Source organism: Streptomyces sp. NPDC016562 (assembly GCF_043076955.1).
Classification (GTDB): domain Bacteria; phylum Actinomycetota; class Actinomycetes; order Streptomycetales; family Streptomycetaceae; genus Streptomyces.
This window is the reverse complement of the sequence record NZ_JBIBRZ010000004.1, coordinates 182,377-202,443: the sequence shown is the minus strand read 5'-3', so window position 1 is coordinate 202,443 and position 20,067 is coordinate 182,377. Positions and strand designations below refer to the sequence as shown.

Here is a 20,067-nt window from a genome sequence, read left to right as displayed (position 1 = left end):
GACCACGCGGCCTGTCCCCTGGCTAAGCGGGCGTCACCAGCCGTGTCTCGTAGGCGTAGACGGCCGCCTGGGTGCGGTCGCGCAGGCCCAGCTTGACCAGGATCCGGCTCACGTGGGTCTTGATGGTGGACTCCGCGACGATCAGCCGGTCGGCTATCTCCGCGTTGGACAACCCCTGCGCGATCAGCACGAGCACCTCCGTTTCCCGCTCCGTCAGCTCCCCGACCCCGTCCGGGTCCGCGAGCCTGCGGGACTGGGAGATCTTCGAGAACTCCGCGATCAGCCGCTTGGTCACGGACGGAGCCAGCAGGGCCTCTCCCGAGGCCACCACCCTGACCCCGTCCGCCAGCTGACGGGCCGACGCGTCCTTGAGCAGGAAGCCGGAGGCCCCGGCCCGCAGCGCCTGGTACACGTACTCGTCGAGGTCGAAGGTCGTCAGGACCAGCACCTTCGCGTCCGTGTCGGCCGCCATGATCTCCCGTGTCGCCTCCAGCCCGTTCATCTCGGGCATCCGGATGTCCATCAGCACCACATCCGGCCGCAGCGCCGCCACCTGCGCGATGGCCCCACGGCCGTCGACGGCCTCGCCCACCACCTCGATGCCCTCCATGGCGTTCAGCAGGACGGAGAAGCCCTCGCGGACCATCATCTGGTCGTCGACGATCAGCACCCTGATCGTCATACCGCCCCCTCCGCCGCCTCCGGCAGGACCTCCGCACGGGTGCGCACCGGTATGAACACCGCCACCTCGTACCCTCCCGCCTCCGTCCTGCCGGCGGTCATCTCCCCCTCCAGCATGGCCACCCGCTCCCGCATCCCCGTGATCCCGTGCCCGGCCCCCGGCGACGGCCGCGCGTCCCCGGTCGCCGCCTCATTGACGACCCGTATCCCCAGCCCGCCCAGCACATAGGCGATCTCCACCCGGGCCGCTGCGCCCGGCGCGTGCCGCAGCGTGTTGCTCAGAGCCTCCTGGATGATGCGATACGCCGACAGCTCCACGCCCTGCGGCAGCTCCCGCACCGCGCCCGTGACCGACTTCTCCACGCTGAGCCCGGTCTCCCTGACGTTGGCCAGCAGCCCGTCCAGCGAGGCCAGCGTCGGCTGCGGGGCGTCCGGGGCCTCGTAGTCCGCGGAGCGCACCACACCCAGCACCCGCCGCAGCTCCGTCAGGGCCGCCACCGCGTTCTCCCGGATGGTGACGAACGCCGCCTCCAGCTCCGGCGGCGGATTCTTCACCCGGTACGGCGCGGCCTCGGCCTGGATCGCCACCACCGACATGTGGTGGGCCACCACGTCGTGCAGCTCCCGCGCGATCGTCGTCCGCTCCTCCAGCAGCGTGCGCTTGTCCCGCTCGACCGCGGTGACCTCCTGCTGCGCGCTCACCTCCGCCTTCGCGTGGCGGCGTATCTGCACACTGCTGGCGATCGCCAGGGCGAAGGCCGAGGTGACGGCCATCTCGGGCAGATTCGTCCCCACCTCGTACGCGTACCCGTTCCCGAGCACCACCGAGACGACGAAGCCGAGTCCGAGGGTGAGCGTCCACATCCAGGCCGCCACGCGGGGCCCGGTCCGCAGGGTGACGAGGACCATGACGGCGATGTACGCGAGGAAGCTGCCCGGGGCCCACGGCCAGCTCGCCTCGCTGCCGAGAGCGGCGAAGAGCACCGTCATCGCGACGGCCGCCCACCACGCGGCGATCGGCCGCACCAGCGTCATCAGGACCGGGGCCGCCGATATCATCCCGATGAGCAACTCCCCGGTGTCCCCGAGGTAGCTCGACTGCGAGCCCGCCGTGAACACCATGACGAAGAGGGCCAGCGCCCCCACCGCCGCATACCGCGTCCAGGGGAAGTGGCGGCGTATCGCCTCGGGAAGACGTCGCATGAACCACCCGGGCGTCTCCCGCGGGGGCAGGGGACGGTAGGCGAAGGCGTCGGTGACGAGGTCCTGGCGCAGGGTCTCGATCACCCCCGATGCCAGTCGGAACTCAGGCGTCCGGGCGGTCCCCCCGGTGGTCGTTTCGGTCATACACACCACCGTAGGTCTGTGCCGCCCTCGTCCGCGTCGCCGCTGATGGGGATTTCGGGGAGTCCCTCTCAAGTACTACGCGGGTCAGGTCAGTAGCCCGTCGGGCGGACCAGGCCCGTCTCGTACGCGAAGACGGCCGCTTGCGTGCGGTCCCGCAGACCCAGCTTCACCAGGATCCGCCCCACATGCGTCTTGACCGTCTGCTCCGCCACGGTCAGGTGCGCCGCGATCTCCGCATTCGACAGGCCTTGGGCGACGAGCGACAGCACCTCGGTCTCCCGCTCGGTCAGCGCGTCGATGCGGGCCCGCGACGGCGCGCGCGGCGCCCCCAGCCGGGAGAACTCCGTGATCAGCCGCTTCGTGATGTTCGGCGAGAGCAGCGCCTCCCCGGCGGCCACCACGCGCACCGCCTCGGCGAGCTGATCGGCCGACGCGTCCTTGAGCAGGAAACCGGAGGCCCCGGCCCGCAGCGCCTCGTACACGTACTCGTCGAGATCGAAGGTGGTCAGCACCAGAACCTTCACCGTGGCGCCGGGAGCGCCGGTGATGACGGAGGTGGCCTCGATCCCGCCCACCCCCGGCATGCGGATGTCCATGAGGACCACGTCCGGCGCCAGCTCCGCGACCTTGCTCACCGCGTCCGCCCCGTCCACGGCCTGGCCGACGACCTCGATGTCGGGCTGGGCGTTGAGAAGCACGGTGAAGCCCTGCCGGACCATCATCTGGTCGTCGGCGATCATCACCTTGATCGGGGTGCTCATGGGGCCTTCTTCGTCTCGTGGTCGGCCTCGGGGCCGTCGGGTAGGTTCTGCGGATCCATCGGGAGCACGGCCCCCACCTCGTACCCGCCGTCGGGGCGCGGGCCGGCGACCAGCTCGCCCCCCAGCATGCCCGCCCGCTCCCGCATCCCGAGCAGCCCGTGCCCCGCTCCGTGCGAGGGCGGGACCGGCCCGGTCGGCGGGGTGTTGGCGATGCACAGGTGCACGTCGCGCGGCCCGTACGCGATGCCGACCTCCACCCGGGAACCCGGCGCATGGCGCAGGCAGTTGCTCAGGGCCTCCTGCACGATCCGGTACGCGGTGAGTTCCACGCCCGGAGTCAGCGGTCGGCGCGCGCCCGCGATCTCGACGGTGACATCCAGCCCGGCCCCTCGCACGTTGTCCACGAGGCCCTCCAACTCGGCCAGCGTGGGCTGCGGATGTGGCGGGGCCGCCGGATCGTCCGGATGCTCGGAGCGCAGCACGCCCAGCACCCGCCGCAGCTCCGTCAGGGCCTCCAGCGCGTTCGCCCGGATGCCCGCCAGATTCTCCATGAGCTCCTCGGACGGGTTCTCCACGAGGTGCGGGGTGACCTGGGCCTGGATGGAGATCACCGACATGTGGTGCGCGACGACGTCGTGGAGCTCGCGGGCGATCCGGCTGCGCTCCTCCAGCAGGGTGCGGCGGGCCCGCTCCGCCTCGGTGAGCGTTTCCTGCTCGACCAGTTCGCCGCGGGCCAGCCGCAGGGCGCGCAGCGCGTACCCGAGGAGACCCACGAACCCGAAGAGGAGCGTGGCCGCCACGGCGGTGCTCGTGTGGTGGTCCGGCCGGAAGGACAACTCGGCCAGCCCGGTGTAGGCGACCGAGATGCCGACGACCCAGATCGTGGTCCGGGCCGGTACCCGCAGGGCGACCAGCAACAGCAGCGGGGCGAACGCGAACATCCCGCCGGGCGTCCAGGGCCAGGTCTGTCCCTGTCCCACGTGACCGTAGAGCGCCCAGGCCATCAGCGCCGCCGTGATGAGGCCGAGCCACCAGGCGGCGATCGGGCGGGACATGGCGAGGAGTATGGATACGCCGGTCAGGATGGCGAGCGCCACGGGAGGGCCGCCGGGGACGTGGTAGTGGTCCTGCAGCTGCTCGGTGGTGAGGAAGGCGAAGAACGCGGCCGCATAGACGACCAGCGCGTGCGGCAGCCGGGCCAGCCACCGGGGCCGGGACATCCTCGGCAGGGGATCGCGCCGCAGGGTGAACAGCTCACGGGCCAGCGGCGCGGCCGGGGCGGGGCCCTTGCCGGAACCGGCGGGCGAGGGCTCGGCCGAGGACGCGCGCTGCCCGTCCACACCCGCCGGCCTAGACATGGACGCTTTCCTTGACGGGAGCCAGGGGTTCCTTGACGGCAGCGAGCGGAGCACGACCGCCCGGGACGGTGGTCGCCGGCTGCCGGGTGCGCCGGGGCTGCTCGTACGCCCGGAACGCCGACCAGCACAGGGCCAGCGCGGCGGCGAACACCGGCAGCCACAGCAGCCGGGCCGCTATCCAGCCCACCGAGTCGGGCACGGTGTGCAGTCCCGGCAGGTCGGTCGAGGCCAGCAGGCCGAGGGCGGTGACTGCCATCATGGCGGTCTGGTGCCACAGGAAGATCGTCATGGCGGAGAGGTTTACCAGAGCCACCTTCGCCCAGGCCGAGGGTCGCCGCATGGCCCGGGCCAGCGGTTCGCGCACCAGGAGGGCCAGACCGCACTGGGCCAGACCGAACGACACCGCGGCGAGCGTCGGCGGATTGAGATTCGACAGCGCGGAACCGGGGACACCCACCATCGACGCCGGGTACCCGCCCCACAGGACCAGGGCGACGGTGGACGCCGTCCCCGCACCCAGGAGGAACAGGGGCCGCTTGGGCCCGGCGAGGGCCCCGCGGGACCAGGCGGCGCCCAAGGTGAAGGGGACGAGCCAGCCCGCGGCCACATTGACCCAGCCGATCGACTCGGGCCCCGCGAGGGCGAAGCGCCATACGTCGACGCCTGCCACCACGGCCAACGGCCACACGGGATGGAGCCGGGCCACGAGCGGGGTCGCGGCGGTCAGCGCGGCGAACACCAGCAGGAACCAGAGCGGCGACATCACCAGCCTGACCAGCGTCCGGACGGTGTCCAGCTCCGCGCCGCCGATCAGCATCCCGCCCGCCACGACCGACCAGAGGGTGAGCACCGCGGCGACCGGACGGAACAGCCGGCCCAGCCGCTGGCCGACCCAGGCGCCGTACGAGACCCCTCGCCCGCGCGCCGCCGCATATCCGCGGGCGGCGACATGACCACCGACGAGGAAGAAGACCGCCAGCGTCTGGAACACCCAGGACACCGGCGCCAGCCACGGTATGTGCGCCAGCGGGCTGGTGGTGTGCAGGCCGCCGTCGGTGGAGGTCAGGGCGGTGACGAGCCAGTGGCCGAGCACCACACCGAGGATCGCGAAGGCCCGCAGCGCGTCCACGGTGCGGTCACGGCCGGCCGGGGTGGCCCGGTCGATACCCGCCGCCAGGACGGCCCAGCGGGCGCGGAGCTCAGGCATGGGTGGCCTCCGGGTCGGGGGTGGTGCCGAGGACGATGGCGGCCAGGCTGTCGAGGGACTCGGTGCCCGGCTTGAGGTAGTCGCTGTGCCCGGCGGCGCCGGCGGCGAAGGCCCGTGCGCCGAAGGCCGGGTCGACGGGGTCGACGCCGAAGCCGATCGTCCCGAGCCGGACGTGCGGGACCTTGGCTATCCAGTCGTCGGTGCCCCGCCCGGCCCAGACCCGGGCGCCGGTCGGCAACTCCCGGACGGAACCCGCCCCCGTACCCGGGCTCCCGAACAGGACGATGTCGCCTACCGCGGGCCCGGTCGTGGTCCGGGCGCAGACCACCGACCCGTAGGAGTGGCAGAGGAGGGAGAGACGGGCGCCGGGCGCCGCCATCTCCCGCAACCGGTCGAGGAAGGGCGCCAGTTCGGCGGCTGCCTCGTCGGCGCGGTCGGCGGTCAGGACGGTCGTGCTGACCGTGCCGGGGGTGTCATAGCCGAGCCAGGCCACCACCGCGGAACGCGGATGCTCGGTCTGGAGACGCTGCTGGAGGGCGACGGCCCCGGCACGGAATCTCTCATAGGTGTCGAGGGTGGTGTCCGATCCGGGCACCAGGACGGTGACCCGGTCGGCGGTCTCCAGCTCGCCGAACACCTCGACGGCCCGGCCCTTGCCCCGGCCGTCGAAGGTGAGGAACTGGGCCGCTCCGGCCGCCTCCACCCCCTCCACCGCCTCCATGGTGCGGAGCTTGGAGGCCCGGCCGGTCCGGTCCGCGTCCTGGGCCATACGCGCCGCCTCGGCGAGATGGGCGCGGTTGGCCGCGTACCGGGTCTGCGGGGTGGCGTCCGCGGCGAACGCCGCCGGTGTGGGAGCGGGGACGTCGGGGGAGGCTGCGGCCGATATGGGGAAGACCACCGCTGCGGCGACCAGAGAGGCCAATGCGGTGCGGCGCAGGCGGCCATGGGCACGGGTGGAGCGTGCGGTGTCGGTGGGGAGCGCCGTGTTGGTGGGCGCCGTGGCGGGCCCCCCTGCTGCCTTGCCCGCCGTGTCGGTGGTGCCCGCCCTGTCGGTCGTACCCGTCGTCCCCGTCGTCATGGTGTGTTCCCTCGGTCGGCCGGAAGGCCAGTCAGCCTTCTGTTCTGCTACCGAAGTTAGGAATCGGGAGCCCTGGTCGGCGTCACGCCATGGAGCCGTGTTGGCAGGTAGCTCTCAGGTATGACGAGGGGTACGTGGGAACGCGTACGGTTCGGGGATGCGCGATGACGACTGGCGCCGCGACCGCATCGGCAGCGCGCATCGTGGTGAGAACCCCACGGTCCTGCGTCGCCTCGGTTCGGGATTCGCGGTCATCGGGGACCGGCAATTCCTGCCCGGGTATTCGGTGTTGCTGGCTGACGACCCTGCCGTGACCCGGCTCTCGGACCTCCCCCGGGCGCGCAGGGCCGCGTACCTCGGCGACATGGAGCGGCTCGCCGAGGCCGTCGAACGGGCTTGCGCGCGCCTCGATCCGGCCTTTCGCCGCGTGAACATCGAGATCCTCGGCAACAGAGAAACGTATCTCCATGCCCACATCTGGCCCCGCTACGACTGGGAGCCGGCCGAGCGCGTCCGGCTGCCCGTGTGGTTGTACGGGGAGGAGTGCTGGCGCGGCGCGCGGCACGCGCTGGGACCTCGTCACGACCCCTTGCGGACCGCCATCGGGGAGGAGTTGGACCGGCTCGGAGGGGCTTGAGGGGTCGGTGGCGCGTGCGGTGGCGCGTGTGGTGGTCAGGCCGGCGTTACGTCGTGGCCACGCGCACGCCGAAGCCGATCAGGACGACACCCGTCGTCCGGTCCAGTGCTCGCCGGACGCGGGGGCGCGCGAAGAAGCGCCGGGCGCGGGAGAGGACGTAGACGTAGGTGCCCAGCCAGACCAGGGTCAGCAGGACGTGGATGACGACGAGCAGTGCCATGCCGGTCGCCGGCCGCAGGCCCGGCGGGGCGAGGGTGGGCAGCAGCCCGGTGTAGAAGACGGCGATCTTGGGGTTCAGGACGTTGGCTACGAGGCCGGTGCGCCAGGCGCCTCCGCCGCCGCGCGCCTGCTGCTGGTCTTCGGTGGACACCGCGCCTGGTTCCGGGGCCGGTCCGCGGAGGCAGCGGATGCCGAGCCAGCACAGGTAAGCGGCGCCCGCGAGCTTCACCACCAGGTACACCTCGGCCGACGCGGCGAGCAGTGCCGCGAGCCCTGCGACGGTCAGGGCGCCCCAGATCAGCAGCCCGACGGCGATTCCGGCGACCGTGCGCAGTCCGTCGCCGCGGCCGCGCGTGACGGCCTGCCTCGTGACGATGGCCATGTCGGGGCCGGGCACGACGGTGAGGAGCGCCAGGATGCCGGTCGCGCCGAGGAGGGCGGGGAGCAGAGCGGTGAGCACGCGCGTCAGTCTGCCAGGAGGGGTTCGACGTAGCCCGACCGCCAGCGGGGGGCCGGGTCCTGGCCGGGGCTGGTCCAGTACTCCCTCGCTTCCACGATCTCCCCTTCCCGGACGGTCCACAGGGAGACGGCCCGGTAGACCACGTGGTCCTGAGGTATCTCCACCTCGGTGACGACGAGGTCTCCGTCGGCCAGGATGCGCAGCAGTTGTACGGATCTTTCGTCCGCGTAGCCGTCGTCGCTGTTCACGGCGATGAAGTTGGCGCGGCCGACGATGCGCTCACCGCTCACGGGCCATTCGATGACCGCGTCCTCGGCGATGAGCTGGGCGACGGCGGTCCAGTCGCGTGCCTCGATTCGCTGCCACAGTTGTGCCACTACCTTCGACGGCTCCATGTGCCGCAGTGTCCGGCAGGGGCGTCGCGTGCAACAAGCTTTGCTCGCAGGCTTATTGACTTCGACACAATCGGGTCGGCGCAGGCGGAACGCGGGCCGCTGGGGCTGGTGCGGGTGAAGGATCGGGGCTCTGCCCCGGACCCCGCGCCTCAAGCGCCGGCGGGGCTGGATTTGGGGCGGGCCGTGCGGACTGCTGCGGCTGAAAGATCGGGGCTCCGCCCCGGACCCCGCGCCTCAAACGCCGGCGGGGCTGAATTTAGGCGTCGGGTGGGAGGGACAGGGTGTCCAGGGCTTTGGAGAGGCGTTCCAGGACGTGGACCGTTTCCGAGAAGGCGGGGTCGCCCAGTTCTGCGGCGAGGCGGGAGGCCAAGGAGGCGTGGCCCGGGGTGATGCGGGCGACCGCTGCGCGGCCTTCCTCCGTCGGGCGGAGCAGTTTCGCGCGGCGGTGGGCCGGGTTCGGGACGTATTCGGCCAGGCCCTTCGCGACCAGGAGGTCCGCGATCCGCTGGACGCTCTGCCGGGTGATCCCCATGGCCCGGGCGATCCCCGCGACGGGCAGCGGCTCGTGCAGGACCGCGCCGAGCACCTGCCACCAGGCCGCCGTCAGCCCGGCCGGCCGGGCCAGTTCCTCCGAGACGGAGAGGAACTGGCCGTTCAGCCGGAACACCCCGAGCGCGGTGCGGCTCAGCAGGTCCTGGCGGGCCCGGGTGGATGCGGGCGGCTGCGCCTCAGGCATCGCCGGCCTCCGCCGCCGCCATCAGGACCGGGTACGCGCTCGCGTCCGAGTCGTGGAAGAGCCGGTACCACGCGTCCACGACGTCCGGCTTGTAGACGCCGAGCCGGGTGAAGACCTCGCGGGCGAAGGCCACCGGTTCCGTCGGCCCTGCCGTGATGAGGTCGCCGTCGGTCACCGCGTCGGCCTCGACGTAGCTCTCGGCGCCGGCGTAGCCCGGCTGCGGAGCCAGGTAGAAGGAGGCCGCGCTGGTGTGGGCACGGCCGTTCAGCAGGCCTTCGCGGGCGAGGCCCGCGGTGGCCCCGCAGATGGCCGCGACCGGTACCCCGGCCTCCAGGAACTCCCTCGCCTTCGCCGCGAAGGGCGCCAGTTCCTCGCTCGTGTCCCACAGCGAGGCGCCGGTGAGGATCAGCAGCGACGAGTCCTGTGGCCGCAGGTCGGCCAGGGCCATGTCGGGCTGGATGTGGACGCCGCCCATGGTGGTGACGGGCCGCTCGGCGGCGAAGCCGACCGTGCGGACGACGTGGCCGCGCTGGGTGAGGTGGGCGGTGGTGTGGCCGGTCTCCCAGTCCGCGTACGTGTCGTAGACCGCGAGGTGGACGGGCTTGCGCGGGGTCTCGCTCATGGTGTTCGCCTCCAGCGTCGATCCGGCTCGGTGCGTATCCCTATGACAAGAGACTGTCATTTCGACAGCGTGCTGTCAATGGACCGCGAAGCGTGTCGTGCGCCGACAGACTGCCGAGACCGGCCCCCCACCCCCATACAGTCCGCCGATATCCCTCCCCACCTGCGCACTTCTAGCGTGACGCCATGACCCCTCATGTCACCCCGCACACCCTTGCCGCAGTGAAGGACGCTGACCGCAAGCACGTCTTCCACTCCTGGTCCGCCCAGGCCCTGATCGACCCGCTCGCCGTCGCCGGAGCCGAGGGGTCGTACTTCTGGGACTACGAGGGCAACCGCTTCCTCGACTTCTCCTCCCAGCTGGTCAACACCAACATCGGTCACCAGCACCCCAAGGTCACCGCGGCGATCCAGGAGCAGGCCGCCCGGCTCTGCACCCTCGCCCCCGGCTTCGCCGTCGACGTCCGCTCCGAGGCCGCACGCCTCATCGCCGAGCGGACCCCCGGCGACCTCGACAAGATCTTCTTCACCAACGGCGGCGCCGAGGCCGTCGAGAACGCCGTCCGCATGGCCCGCCTGCACACCGGCCGGCCCAAGGTGCTCTCCACGTACCGCTCGTACCACGGGGCCACCGCCGCCGCGATCAACCTGACCGGTGACCCGCGCCGCTGGCCCTCCGACACGGCCGCCGCCGGCGTCGTGCACTTCTGGGGCCCATACCTCTACCGCTCGGCCTTCCACGCCACCACCGAGGCCGAGGAGTGCGCCCGCGCCCTCGCCCACCTCTCCGACACCATCGCCTTCGAGGGACCGCAGACCATCGCGGCGATCATCCTGGAGAGCGTGCCGGGCACCGCCGGGATCATGACGCCGCCGCCCGGCTACCTCGCGGGCGTGCGCGAGCTCTGCGACCGCCACGGCATCGTCTTCATCCTGGACGAGGTCATGTCCGGCTTCGGCCGCACCGGCGCATGGTTCGCCGCCGACCACTGGGGCGTCACCCCCGACCTGATCACCTTCGCCAAGGGCGTCAACAGCGGCTACGTCCCGCTCGGCGGCGTCGCCATCTCCGCCGCCATCGCCGAGACCTTCGCCACGCGCCCCTATCCGGGCGGACTGACGTACTCCGGCCACCCCCTGGCCTGCGCCGCCGCCGTCGCGACGATCAACGCGATGGAGGAGGAGGGCGTGGTGCAGCGCGCCGCCCACCTGGGCGAGAACGTGATCGGCCCTGCCCTCCGGGAGATCGCCGAGCGTCACCCGTCGGTGGGCGAGGTCCGCGGTCTGGGCGCGTTCTGGGCGCTGGAACTCGTACGGGACAAGGAGACGCGCGAGCCGCTGGTCCCCTACAACGCCTCGGGCCCGGACAACGCGCCGATGGCCGAGTTCGCGGCAGCCTGCAAGGCCTCGGGCCTGTGGCCCTTCGTCAACATGAACCGCACCCACGTCGTGCCCCCGTGCACCATCTCGGATGCGGAGGCCAAGGAGGGCCTGGCGCTGCTGGACGAGGCGCTGACGGTCGCGGACCGGCACACCACGGCCGGCTAGGGAGAGCGGGCGGGCCGACCGGCCGGGCGTCCACCGGCCGAACGGTCGGGCGACTGCCTCATGGGCATAGCGGGGCGTACGTCCGCATAACGATCAGCTACCGCTCGGTTTCAGCCTCGCTGTCTGGCCTATGGTGTCCGGAGCTCTACGACAGGAGACGGACCCCTATGCCAGGCAGCGGCGCTGTCACCCGCAACACACTTCGCCAGCAGATCGCGGACGCGCTGCGGGACGAGGTGCTCGCGGGACGCCTGCCTCCGGGGACCGAGTTCACCGTCAAGCAGATCGCCGAGCAGTACGAGGTCTCCGCGACCCCCGTGCGCGAGGCGTTGGTGGACCTCTCCGCGCAGGGACTCCTCGAACTGGTCCAGCACCGGGGCTTCCGGGTGCGGATCTTCACCGTGGACGACTTCCGGGGAATGATCGAGGCCCGCTCGCTCGTCGTGGACGGGATCTTCCGGCGCCTCGCCGAGCGCGGCACCACCCCCGGCTCCGGCGAGATGCTGGTGTCGGTGCGCCGCCGGGCGGAGGAGGCGCGACGGGCCGCCCAGAGCGGTTCGCTCGAAGTGCTGATCGGCTACGACCTGCGCTTTTGGCGCGAGCTCAGCGGACTCGTCGCCAACACCTACATCTCCGATTTCCTGCACCGCATCCGCGTCCAGTGCTGGGTCTTCGCCGTGCCCCACCTCCAGCGCGAGCCGCGGCTGCGGGCGGACCTGTGGGACGGGCACAGCGAGCTGGTGGACGCGGTGACGCTGGCGGACGCGGACGCGGTACGGCGCATCGTGGCGGGGTACAACCAGCACGCGCTGGAGTGGGTGGCGCGCATCTAGGGCCGTCCAGGGCAGCGTCTGGTGCAGAGGTGGCGGGCCTGAGGTTCTGCGCAGCTCTTCGCGGAGTGTGTTCGGAGCACTACGCTTGCTCGATCGGCGGCAACGACTGATCGGAGCCCGCGTGGCCTGTGACCTGTGGCTGGTCCCCCTTGTCGATGTGCTGTGCCACAGCCCCGACAACCCGTTCGCGGAGGAGATCGCCTCGTACGACAAGGCGCTGGGAGAGGCCGGACTGCCGTCCGTGCCGGTGTTCGCCTACATGCCGGGCCTGAGCGGGGACGTCGCCCCGGTCGCCGGCTTCGACTACGACGCCCTGCACTTCCTCAGGCGGGCGTACCTGCTCCAGGTCTGCGGGCTGCCGGTCACCCCGGTGGACGAGCTGGGCGGGGACTACGAGCAGCTGCTGGAGATGTTCGAACCCACGGCGCAGCAGTCGCACCTGGTGTGGCACTACGACCACGCGGGGGCGTACGTCCCCGTGGACTTCCCGGCTCCGCTGGCGAACGAGGAGCTGTTGGCCGGGGGCGGGCCGCTGGGGTCCGCGCAGGGGCTGCTGCGCGAGCTGGCCTTCGTGGGGCCGGCGATCGGGATAGACCCGGGGAATCCGCCGGCGGCGCCGGCGCCGCCGGGGCGGCCGACGTCGTTGGAGGAGCCGGCGGGGCCGATGCCCTATGACGACAGTCCGTTCGCGCGGGAGCGGCATGTGTGGTTGGGGCTGCATGCGGCGGCTACGCGGAGTCTGGGGCAGGGGTCGATGATCATCTTCAGCTGACGCCGGGTGCGGGGCCGTGCGGTGGGGCGGGCCGGGGCGGGAGCCGGGGCCGGGGTGGGCGGGGGTGCGGGGGTGCCGCTGCGCGGAGCTGCTCCCCGCCCCGCCCTTTCTCCGTTTCCCGGGCTCTGCCCGGACCCGCGCCTCAAACGCCGGCGGGGCTGGGGGTGGGGCGCTGCCCGGACCCGCGCCTCAAACGCCGGCGGGGCTGGAAGTGCGCGTCGGGGGCTGGATAGGGGTCAGCGGGGTTGTTCCGGGGGGCGTTGGCGGGGCATGTTCGGGCGGGTGCCCGGGGGGAGGGGGAAGCGGGCCGGGGGGAGGTGCGCGTCCGGGCGGGCGCCGTTGGCGCCCAGCGACTGCATGACCAGCGGCGCGGGGCCCGAGCTGAACTCCACCATCCACTCCGCGGTCTCCGACCGTACGAGCTCCGTCACGTCCTCCGAGAAGCGCCGCAGCACGGTGAGGCAGCGCTCCGCCGCCTCGCTCGCCGTGCCCTCCGTCGGCCCGAGCACCTCCCGTACGTTCTCCGTCGCCCAGTCGAACTGGAGCGTCTGGAGGCGGCGCTGCACCGCCTGCGCGGTGGCCACGTCCCGCATCCAGCCCGAGGTGAGCCCGAAGAACCGGTCGCACGCCATGCAGGCCGCGGCCAGCAGCAGGGACAGGTAGCCGTACGTGGAGGCGCCCGGCGCCGAGCCCGTCAGTTCCAGCAGCGGCATCGCGGCGCCCACGACCGCGCCCGCGGCCGCGCCGACGCGCAGGACGCGCGCGCCCCGGCGCTTCCAGGCCCGGTCGGACAGGTACCACTCGGCGGTGCGCAGCGCGTCGGCCTCGACCCGCCGGTAGAGCTCGTCGAGCCGCTCCGCGGGCTCGCCCCAGTCCCCGAGAGGAAACGGCCGGCCGGTCAGATCGCCCGCCGCCATCGGTCCGCCGCCCTCCTCCCGGGGATCCCGGGGTGGCCCCTCGGGCTGCATCTCCGGCTGGCTCACCCGGCACTCCCTCTGCCTGCGCTGACGTGTGGTGGTGCGCGTGTGCGCAATGATGCGCAGGTTCTTCCTACCTTCGAATGACGCCCGATGGGCGACGATTCCCGGGTTTTCCGCCCGCAAGGAGGTCTCCAGCAGGTACGCGCACGTCCCGTCTCTCACTCGAAAGAGTTGGTCCTCTCGGCGTAGGGCGCGGCGCCCGGGGAGCACGTAGGCTCAGATTGACCAAGCGTCCCGACAGTATGGAGTGAGTCCCCGTGATTCCCGGTGGTGGCCAGCCCAACATGCAGCAGCTGCTCCAGCAGGCTCAGAAGATGCAGCAGGATCTCGCGGCTGCCCAGGAGGAGCTCGGGCGGACCGAGGTCGAGGGCCAGGCCGGCGGCGGTCTGGTCAAGGCGACCGTGACCGGTTCCGGTGAGCTGCGCGCCCTGGTGATCGAACCGAAGGCCGTGGACCCGGCCGACACCGAGACGCTCGCCGATCTCGTCGTCGCGGCGGTCCAGGCCGCCAATGAGAACGCCCAGGCCCTCCAGCAGCAGAAGCTGGGCCCGCTGGCCCAGGGGCTGGGCGGCGGCAGCGGCATCCCCGGTCTTCCCTTCTAGTCCCAGCCGTACCCACACCCGCAGCCCCATCCGCACCGCGAACGAAGAACGAAAGAAGGCAGTCCGTTGTACGAAGGCGTGGTTCAGGACCTGATCGACGAACTGGGCAGGCTGCCCGGCGTCGGGCCCAAGAGCGCGCAGCGGATCGCCTTCCACATCCTGCAGGCCGAGCCCACCGACGTCCGCCGCCTCGCGCACGCGCTGCTGGAGGTCAAGGACAAGGTCCGGTTCTGCGCGGTGTGCGGGAACGTGGCGCAGGAGGAGCGGTGCGGCATCTGCCGCGATCCGCGCCGTGACACCACGGTGATCTGTGTCGTCGAGGAGCCCAAGGACGTCGTCGCCATCGAGCGGACCCGCGAGTTCCGGGGCAAGTACCACGTCCTCGGCGGGGCCATCAGCCCGATCGAGGGCGTCGGCCCGGACGACCTGCGGATCCGCGAGCTGCTGACGCGCCTGGCGGACGGCGAGGTGACCGAGCTGATCCTCGCCACCGACCCGAACCTGGAGGGGGAGGCCACCGCCACCTACCTCGCCCGCATGATCAAGCCCATGGGCCTGAAGGTCACCCGCCTGGCCAGCGGGCTCCCCGTCGGGGGAGATCTGGAGTACGCGGACGAGGTCACGCTCGGGCGGGCCTTTGAAGGAAGGCGACTTCTCGATGTCTGACGCAACGCTGCACGCCCTGGGTCAGGATCCGGACGACTTCGCCGTCCAGATCGCCGACCAGATCGAGTCCTTCATCGTCGCGGTCACCGAGGTGGCCAAGGGTGAGGACCCGGACAGCGCGGTGCCCTTCCTCCTCCTGGAGGTGTCCCAGCTGCTGCTGGCGGGCGGCCGGCTGGGCGCGTACCAGGACGTGCTGCCCGACGAGCGCTACGAGCCCGACCTCGGCCCGGAACCGGACGTGGACGAGCTGCGCGAGCGGTTCGCGTACATGCTGGAGCCGGTCGACGTGTACTCGGAGGTCTTCGACCCCTACGAGCCGCGCAAGGCCCCGGTCGCGCACCGGATCTCCGACGACGTGGCCGACGTGGTGGCGGACCTGCGGCACGGGCTGGCGCACTACCGGGCGGGCCGGACCACCGAGGCCCTGTGGTGGTGGCAGTTCTCGTACTTCACCAACTGGGGTCCGACGGCCTCGGCGACCCTGCGGGCCCTGCAGTCCCTGGTGGCCCACGTACGTCTGGACCAGCCGCTGGCGGCCCTGGACGGGCTGGACACGGACGAGGACCTGGGCGAGGACGACCTCGCGGAGCAGGCCGGACAGGTCATGGCCGAGGAGCTCGGCGGTTACGGCCACACGTGACGGTCCGTGCCGCCGGGAAGGGCCCGGTGAAGGAACCGATTCTTTGATCCTTTCGTCTCATGATGTGGTACGAAGCAGTCGGATCGCGGTCGGTCGTTAGACTGCCCCAGCAATGAGACGGACTGAGCGAGGAGCGCACGTGGGCCTTGTCGTGCAGAAGTACGGAGGCTCCTCCGTAGCCGATGCCGAGGGCATCAAGCGTGTCGCCAAGCGAATCGTGGACGCCAAGAAGAACGGCCACCAAGTGGTCGTCGTGGTTTCAGCGATGGGCGACACGACGGACGAGCTGATCGATCTCGCCGAGCAGGTTTCCCCGATGCCTGCCGGCCGTGAATTCGACATGCTGCTGACCGCCGGAGAGCGGATCTCCATGGCCCTGCTGGCCATGGCGATCAAAAACCTGGGCCACGAGGCCCAGTCGTTCACGGGCAGCCAGGCAGGCGTGATCACCGACTCGGTCCACAACAAAGCGCGCATCATCGATGTCACGCCGGGCCGTATTCGCACCGCGCTGGACGAGGGCAACATCGCCATCGTCGCCGGCTTCCAGGGCGTGTCCGCGGACTCCAAGGACATCACCACCCTGGGCCGCGGCGGCTCGGACACCACCGCCGTGGCGCTCGCCGCGGCGCTGGACGCCGAGGTCTGCGAGATCTACACCGACGTCGACGGCGTCTTCACCGCGGACCCCCGCGTCGTGAAGAAGGCCCGGAAGATCGACTGGATCTCCTCCGAGGACATGCTGGAGCTCGCAGCCTCCGGTTCCAAGGTGCTGCTGCACCGCTGTGTCGAATACGCACGCCGATACAACATCCCGATCCACGTCCGCTCGTCCTTCTCGGGACTGCGCGGCACCTGGGTCAGCAACGAACAGCCGCAAGGGGACGAGCAGGTGGAGCACGCCATCATCTCCGGAGTCGCTCACGACGTCTCCGAAGCCAAGATCACGGTCGTCGGCGTCCCGGACAAGCCGGGTGAGGCCGCGGCGATCTTCCGCGCCATCGCGGACGCCGAGATCAACATCGACATGATCGTGCAGAACGTCTCCGCGGCCTCCACGGGCCTCACTGACATCTCCTTCACCCTCCCCAAGACCGAGGGCCACAAGGCCATCGACGCCCTGGAGAAGGCGAAGGGCGCGATCGGCTTCGACTCCCTGCGCTACGACGACCAGATCGGCAAGATCTCCCTGGTCGGCGCCGGCATGAAGACGAACCCGGGCGTCACCGCCTCCTTCTTCCAGGCGCTGTCCGACGCGGGCGTCAACATCGAGCTGATCTCCACCTCGGAGATCCGGATCTCGGTCGTGACCCGCCAGGACGACGTGAACGAAGCCGTCCGCGCCGTGCACACGGCCTTCGGCCTCGACTCCGACAGCGACGAGGCCGTCGTCTACGGAGGCACAGGACGATGACCCGGGTCCGGTCCTCCGCCCCGGCACTCGCCGTGGTCGGGGCGACCGGAGCGGTGGGCGGTGTCCTGCTCCAGATCCTGTCCCAGCGGGCGGACGTCTGGGGCGACATCCGCCTGATCGCCTCCGCGCGCTCGGCCGGCCGCATGCTGGCCGTCCGCGCGGAGGAGACCGAGGTGTTCGCCCTGACCGAGGACGCCTTCGACGGCCTCGGTCCCGGTGACGTCGTCGTCTTCCTGACCCCGGCCGCGGTCTCGGCCCGGTGGGCTCCGCTCGTCACCGCGCGCGGAGCCGTCGTCGTCGACCAGTCCGCCGCCTTCCGGGAGGACCCGGAGGTCCCGCTGGTGGTGCCCGAGGTCAACGGGCACGCCGCGCGGATCCGGCCGCGCGGGATCGTCGCCGGGCCGGAGTGCGTGACCGCCGCCATGATCGCGGCCCTGGGCGCGCTGCACGCCGAGTACTCCCTCGCCGACCTGGTGGTCTCCTCGTACCAGGCCGCGAGCGCCGCGGGCCGGGCCGGAACCGAGGCGCTGCGCCGCCAGCTCGCGCTGGTCGCCGGGACCGCCCTGGGCGAGCAGACCGGTGATGTACGCCGCGCCGTGGGCGAGGACACCGGCCCCTTCGCGGCTCCGCTCGCCCTCAACGTCGTGCCGTGGTCCGGCGAGCTGCGTGCGGACGGCTGGTCCTCGCACGAGCTGGCCGTACGGGGGCAGACCCGCCGGATCCTGGGGCTGGAGCAGCTTCCGGTGGCGGTGACCTGCGTACAGGTGCCGGTGCTGACCGGGCACTCGCTGACCGTGCGGGCCCGCTTCGAGAACGAGGTGGAGGTCCGGCGCGCCCGCGAGATCCTGGAGGCCGCACCCGGTGTGGTGCTCGTGGACGACCCCGCGGCCGGGGAGTTCCCCACCCCCGCGGACGCCGCCGGGACGGATCCGGCCTGGGTGGGGCGGGTGCGGGCCTCGCTCGACGACCGTCACGCCCTGGAGTTCTTCGTGTGCGCCGACAATCTCCGCAAGGGCGCTGCCCTGAATGCCACGCAGATCGCGGAACTGATCGCGGGTGAATTTGCGTAATTCGCTTTGTAGGATCGGTGCTGATCCCTTGATCAAGGTGATGGCCCGACCGCCGTCTCGATAAGACGGGGCAATCGGGAAGAGCGGGTACGCATGAGGGCAACAGGGATCTCGCTGGTGAGGGTGCCTCGCGCGTACAACCCTGACGGGGGGACGCGTGTCCTACAGGCGTGGCAGAGGCACTTCTCGAATGGGCCGTCCTACCGGCGCGCACCGGGATCATCCCGTCGCGCCGGGGGCCGCGTGCGCCCGGCGGCGGTCTTCCCGTGATCGTGCCCGTCCCGCCGGCGGGGACCTCCGAGGCGCCCGTACGGACCGCCGTACCGATCCGGGGCGGCCTCGTGCCCGCACCGCGCGAAAGCGCTGAGTCGGCCGCGAGCGGCAAGGGCGAGACGGCCGAGGTGGTGGCCGGCACCACCGTCGACCACCTCACGGCCACCTATCAGGCGCACTACCGCTCGCTGCTCGGCCTGGCCGCTCTGCTCCTCGACGACACCGCCTCCTGCGAGGACGTGGTCCAGGAGGCGTTCATCCGCGTGCACTCGGCGCGCAACCGGGTGCGCGACCGGGAGAAGACCCTGGCATACCTGCGCCAGACCGTCGTGAACCTCTCACGGTCCGCCCTGCGCCGCCGCATCCTGGGCCTGAAGCTGCTGTCGAAGCCGATGCCGGACATGGCGAGCGCCGAAGAGGGCGCCTACGACCAGCTGGAGCGGGACGACCTGATCAAGGCGATGCGCGGACTGCAGCGCCGCCAGCGCGAGGTGCTGGTGCTGCGCTACTTCGCGGACATGACGGAAGCCCAGGTCGCCGAGACGCTCGGGATATCGCTCGGCTCGGTGAAGGCGTACGGATCGCGGGGCATTGCCGCGCTGAGGGTGGCGATGGAGGCTGCGCAGTCATGAGGGACGACCACACTCCGCCGGGCGGGGCGAGCGAGGAAGAGGTCCTGCGGGGCCTGCTGCGCGGGGCGGTCGAGGGCCTGGAGCCCTCCGCGGGCGCACTGGAGCGACTGCGGTACGCCGTCCCCGCGCGCCGGACCCTGCGGCGCCAGGCCCTCGTGGGCGCGGCCGCGGTCGCGCTGCTCGCCGGGACCGCGATCCCGGCCGCCCTGCACCTCACGGGCGGCGAGGGCGCCCCCGCCGACCACCCGGCCATGGCGGGACACGGCGCGCACTCCGGTGACAAGCCGGGCGCGGTCCCGTCCGACCCGCACCAGAACGGCGCGGGGGCCCAGCCGAAGTCCAGCGGTTCCTTCGGCGGCGTCCCGGACGCCGGCGGCGTCACCGGGCAGCCGGACGCCACCGCGGGCGGTTCCCCGGCCGGCGGTGCGACGGCGGGCGGGACGGACCCGGGCGCCTCGGGCGGCTTCGCGGGGGCGGCCGGCGCGGCCGTGGGCTCGGGCGCGATGCCGCCGGTGGCCGCGCCGGGAGTGCCGGTGTGCGGGGCCGCGCAGCTGGGGGTGGTGGGTTCGGCCCGCGCCCCCCAGGCCGACGGCAAGGTGTACGGCAGCTTCAAGGTCACCAACGTATCGGCGCAGGGCTGCGCCGTCACCGGCGCGGACACCGTGACGGCGGCGGGCGTGGCGGCGGGCCAGGGCGCCGCAGGGGTCCCGGTCGTCGGCCACACGGCGGGCGATCCGGCCGCGGGTCTGCCGGATCCGCGGGCCCAGGAACCGGTGCTGATGCTCTCGCCGAACACCGCCTACGAGGTCCGGTTCGCCTGGGTCCCCTCGGGCGACCCCTGCCCCGCGGCGACCTCGGGCGGCGACCCGAAGCCGCCCGCCGACACGGCGACGGGGACGGGCTCGGGACCGGACGGCAGCGGGACGGGCGCGCGCACGCAGACGGGCGCCACGCCCCCGGCCCCGCCGAGCGGGGTCGCGGTCTCGCACACCCCGTCGGCGGGTGCCCCCACGACGCAGACGACGATCCCGCAGGCCTGCGGGGGCACGGTCTACCGCACGGGCGCGATCCCGGTCACGGAGTAGCCCGAGGTCACGGAGCAGTCCCGGTCACCGGGCAGTCTCCGGTCACCGAGCG

The 20,067-nt window shown here is 72.1% G+C and carries 22 protein-coding genes; 11 read left to right on the top strand and 11 right to left on the bottom strand.

Annotation, left to right across the window (positions count from 1 at the left end):
* Positions 1-22: 22 nt before the first annotated feature.
* From ACF059_RS19375 to ACF059_RS19350, 6 genes are all read right to left on the bottom strand, one after another.
* Positions 23-682, bottom strand: a complete 660-nt coding sequence (locus ACF059_RS19375; protein WP_392058589.1) for a response regulator — start codon at positions 680-682, stop codon at positions 23-25.
* On the bottom strand, positions 679-2,028 hold the full coding sequence (locus tag ACF059_RS19370; RefSeq protein WP_392058586.1) for a sensor histidine kinase: 1,350 nt from the start codon (positions 2,026-2,028) through the stop codon (positions 679-681). Before ACF059_RS19370 ends, ACF059_RS19375 begins: the two co-directional genes overlap by 4 nt.
* An 89-nt stretch (positions 2,029-2,117) precedes the next feature.
* A complete protein-coding gene (locus ACF059_RS19365) occupies positions 2,118-2,789 on the bottom strand; it encodes a response regulator transcription factor (RefSeq protein WP_360900571.1) in 672 nt (223 codons plus the stop codon).
* Positions 2,786-4,147 carry a sensor histidine kinase gene (locus ACF059_RS19360; RefSeq protein ID WP_392058583.1) on the bottom strand — a complete coding sequence of 454 codons (1,362 nt, stop codon included), beginning with the start codon at positions 4,145-4,147 and terminating at the stop codon, positions 2,786-2,788. Before ACF059_RS19360 ends, ACF059_RS19365 begins: the two co-directional genes overlap by 4 nt.
* Positions 4,140-5,354, bottom strand: a complete 1,215-nt coding sequence (locus ACF059_RS19355; protein WP_392058580.1) for an acyltransferase — start codon at positions 5,352-5,354, stop codon at positions 4,140-4,142. Before ACF059_RS19355 ends, ACF059_RS19360 begins: the two co-directional genes overlap by 8 nt.
* Entirely contained in the window at positions 5,347-6,432 is a 1,086-nt protein-coding gene (locus ACF059_RS19350) for an alpha/beta hydrolase (RefSeq protein WP_392058577.1), read from the bottom strand. The genes ACF059_RS19355 and ACF059_RS19350 overlap by 8 nt, the downstream gene beginning before the upstream one ends.
* Positions 6,433-6,589: 157 nt before the next feature.
* On the opposite strand from ACF059_RS19350, the gene ACF059_RS19345 reads away from it, so the two are divergent.
* Positions 6,590-7,069 carry a diadenosine tetraphosphate hydrolase gene (locus tag ACF059_RS19345; RefSeq protein ID WP_392058574.1) on the top strand — a complete coding sequence of 160 codons (480 nt, stop codon included), beginning with the start codon at positions 6,590-6,592 and terminating at the stop codon, positions 7,067-7,069.
* Between the two features lie 46 nt (positions 7,070-7,115).
* On the opposite strand, the gene ACF059_RS19340 is transcribed toward ACF059_RS19345, so the two are convergent.
* From ACF059_RS19340 to ACF059_RS19325, 4 genes are all read right to left on the bottom strand, one after another.
* A complete protein-coding gene (locus tag ACF059_RS19340; RefSeq protein WP_392059535.1) occupies positions 7,116-7,736 on the bottom strand; it encodes a LysE family translocator in 621 nt (206 codons plus the stop codon).
* 17 nt (positions 7,737-7,753) lie between these two features.
* Positions 7,754-8,143, bottom strand: coding sequence for a nuclear transport factor 2 family protein (locus tag ACF059_RS19335; protein WP_366866250.1), 390 nt, complete (start codon positions 8,141-8,143; stop codon positions 7,754-7,756).
* 256 nt (positions 8,144-8,399) lie between these two features.
* Positions 8,400-8,879 (bottom strand): MarR family winged helix-turn-helix transcriptional regulator, encoded by a 480-nt coding sequence (locus ACF059_RS19330; RefSeq protein WP_392058569.1) that lies wholly within the window; start codon positions 8,877-8,879, stop codon positions 8,400-8,402.
* Positions 8,872-9,501 carry a DJ-1/PfpI family protein gene (locus ACF059_RS19325; RefSeq protein ID WP_392058566.1) on the bottom strand — a complete coding sequence of 210 codons (630 nt, stop codon included), beginning with the start codon at positions 9,499-9,501 and terminating at the stop codon, positions 8,872-8,874. The genes ACF059_RS19330 and ACF059_RS19325 overlap by 8 nt, the downstream gene beginning before the upstream one ends.
* Positions 9,502-9,686: 185 nt before the next feature.
* Between ACF059_RS19325 and ACF059_RS19320 the strand changes: the two genes are divergently transcribed.
* The 3 genes from ACF059_RS19320 (at position 9,687) to ACF059_RS19310 (ending at position 12,653) form a co-directional block, all read left to right on the top strand.
* A complete protein-coding gene (locus ACF059_RS19320; RefSeq protein WP_392058563.1) occupies positions 9,687-11,048 on the top strand; it encodes an aspartate aminotransferase family protein in 1,362 nt (453 codons plus the stop codon).
* Between the two features lie 167 nt (positions 11,049-11,215).
* Positions 11,216-11,881, top strand: coding sequence for a GntR family transcriptional regulator (locus tag ACF059_RS19315; RefSeq protein WP_361942593.1), 666 nt, complete (start codon positions 11,216-11,218; stop codon positions 11,879-11,881).
* A gap of 121 nt (positions 11,882-12,002) precedes the next feature.
* Positions 12,003-12,653, top strand: a complete 651-nt coding sequence (locus tag ACF059_RS19310) for a hypothetical protein (protein ID WP_392058560.1) — start codon at positions 12,003-12,005, stop codon at positions 12,651-12,653.
* A gap of 236 nt (positions 12,654-12,889) precedes the next feature.
* Here the strand turns inward: ACF059_RS19310 and ACF059_RS19305 are convergent, their stop codons facing one another.
* Complete coding sequence (locus ACF059_RS19305) at positions 12,890-13,636, bottom strand: SLATT domain-containing protein (RefSeq protein ID WP_392058557.1); 747 nt, start codon at positions 13,634-13,636, stop codon at positions 12,890-12,892.
* Positions 13,637-13,890: 254 nt separating this feature from the next.
* On the opposite strand from ACF059_RS19305, the gene ACF059_RS19300 reads away from it, so the two are divergent.
* The 7 genes from ACF059_RS19300 to ACF059_RS19270 all read left to right on the top strand — a co-directional run bounded on the left by ACF059_RS19300 (position 13,891) and on the right by ACF059_RS19270 (position 20,015).
* Positions 13,891-14,235: a YbaB/EbfC family nucleoid-associated protein gene (locus ACF059_RS19300; RefSeq protein ID WP_392058554.1), complete on the top strand. Its 345-nt coding sequence runs from the start codon at positions 13,891-13,893 to the stop codon at positions 14,233-14,235.
* A 66-nt stretch (positions 14,236-14,301) separates the two neighbouring features.
* Complete coding sequence (recR, locus tag ACF059_RS19295) at positions 14,302-14,901, top strand: recombination mediator RecR (RefSeq protein WP_073917308.1); 600 nt, start codon at positions 14,302-14,304, stop codon at positions 14,899-14,901.
* Positions 14,894-15,541, top strand: a complete 648-nt coding sequence (locus ACF059_RS19290) for a DUF5063 domain-containing protein (RefSeq protein WP_392058550.1) — start codon at positions 14,894-14,896, stop codon at positions 15,539-15,541. The genes recR and ACF059_RS19290 overlap by 8 nt, the downstream gene beginning before the upstream one ends.
* Positions 15,542-15,680: 139 nt before the next feature.
* Positions 15,681-16,955 carry an aspartate kinase gene (locus ACF059_RS19285; protein ID WP_360900612.1) on the top strand — a complete coding sequence of 425 codons (1,275 nt, stop codon included), beginning with the start codon at positions 15,681-15,683 and terminating at the stop codon, positions 16,953-16,955.
* Positions 16,952-18,025: an aspartate-semialdehyde dehydrogenase gene (locus ACF059_RS19280; protein ID WP_392058547.1), complete on the top strand. Its 1,074-nt coding sequence runs from the start codon at positions 16,952-16,954 to the stop codon at positions 18,023-18,025. The genes ACF059_RS19285 and ACF059_RS19280 overlap by 4 nt, the downstream gene beginning before the upstream one ends.
* Before the next feature lie 170 nt (positions 18,026-18,195).
* Complete coding sequence (locus tag ACF059_RS19275) at positions 18,196-18,930, top strand: SigE family RNA polymerase sigma factor (protein ID WP_392058543.1); 735 nt, start codon at positions 18,196-18,198, stop codon at positions 18,928-18,930.
* Positions 18,927-20,015, top strand: coding sequence for a hypothetical protein (locus ACF059_RS19270; RefSeq protein ID WP_392058540.1), 1,089 nt, complete (start codon positions 18,927-18,929; stop codon positions 20,013-20,015). Before ACF059_RS19275 ends, ACF059_RS19270 begins: the two co-directional genes overlap by 4 nt.
* Positions 20,016-20,067: the final 52 nt, after the last annotated feature.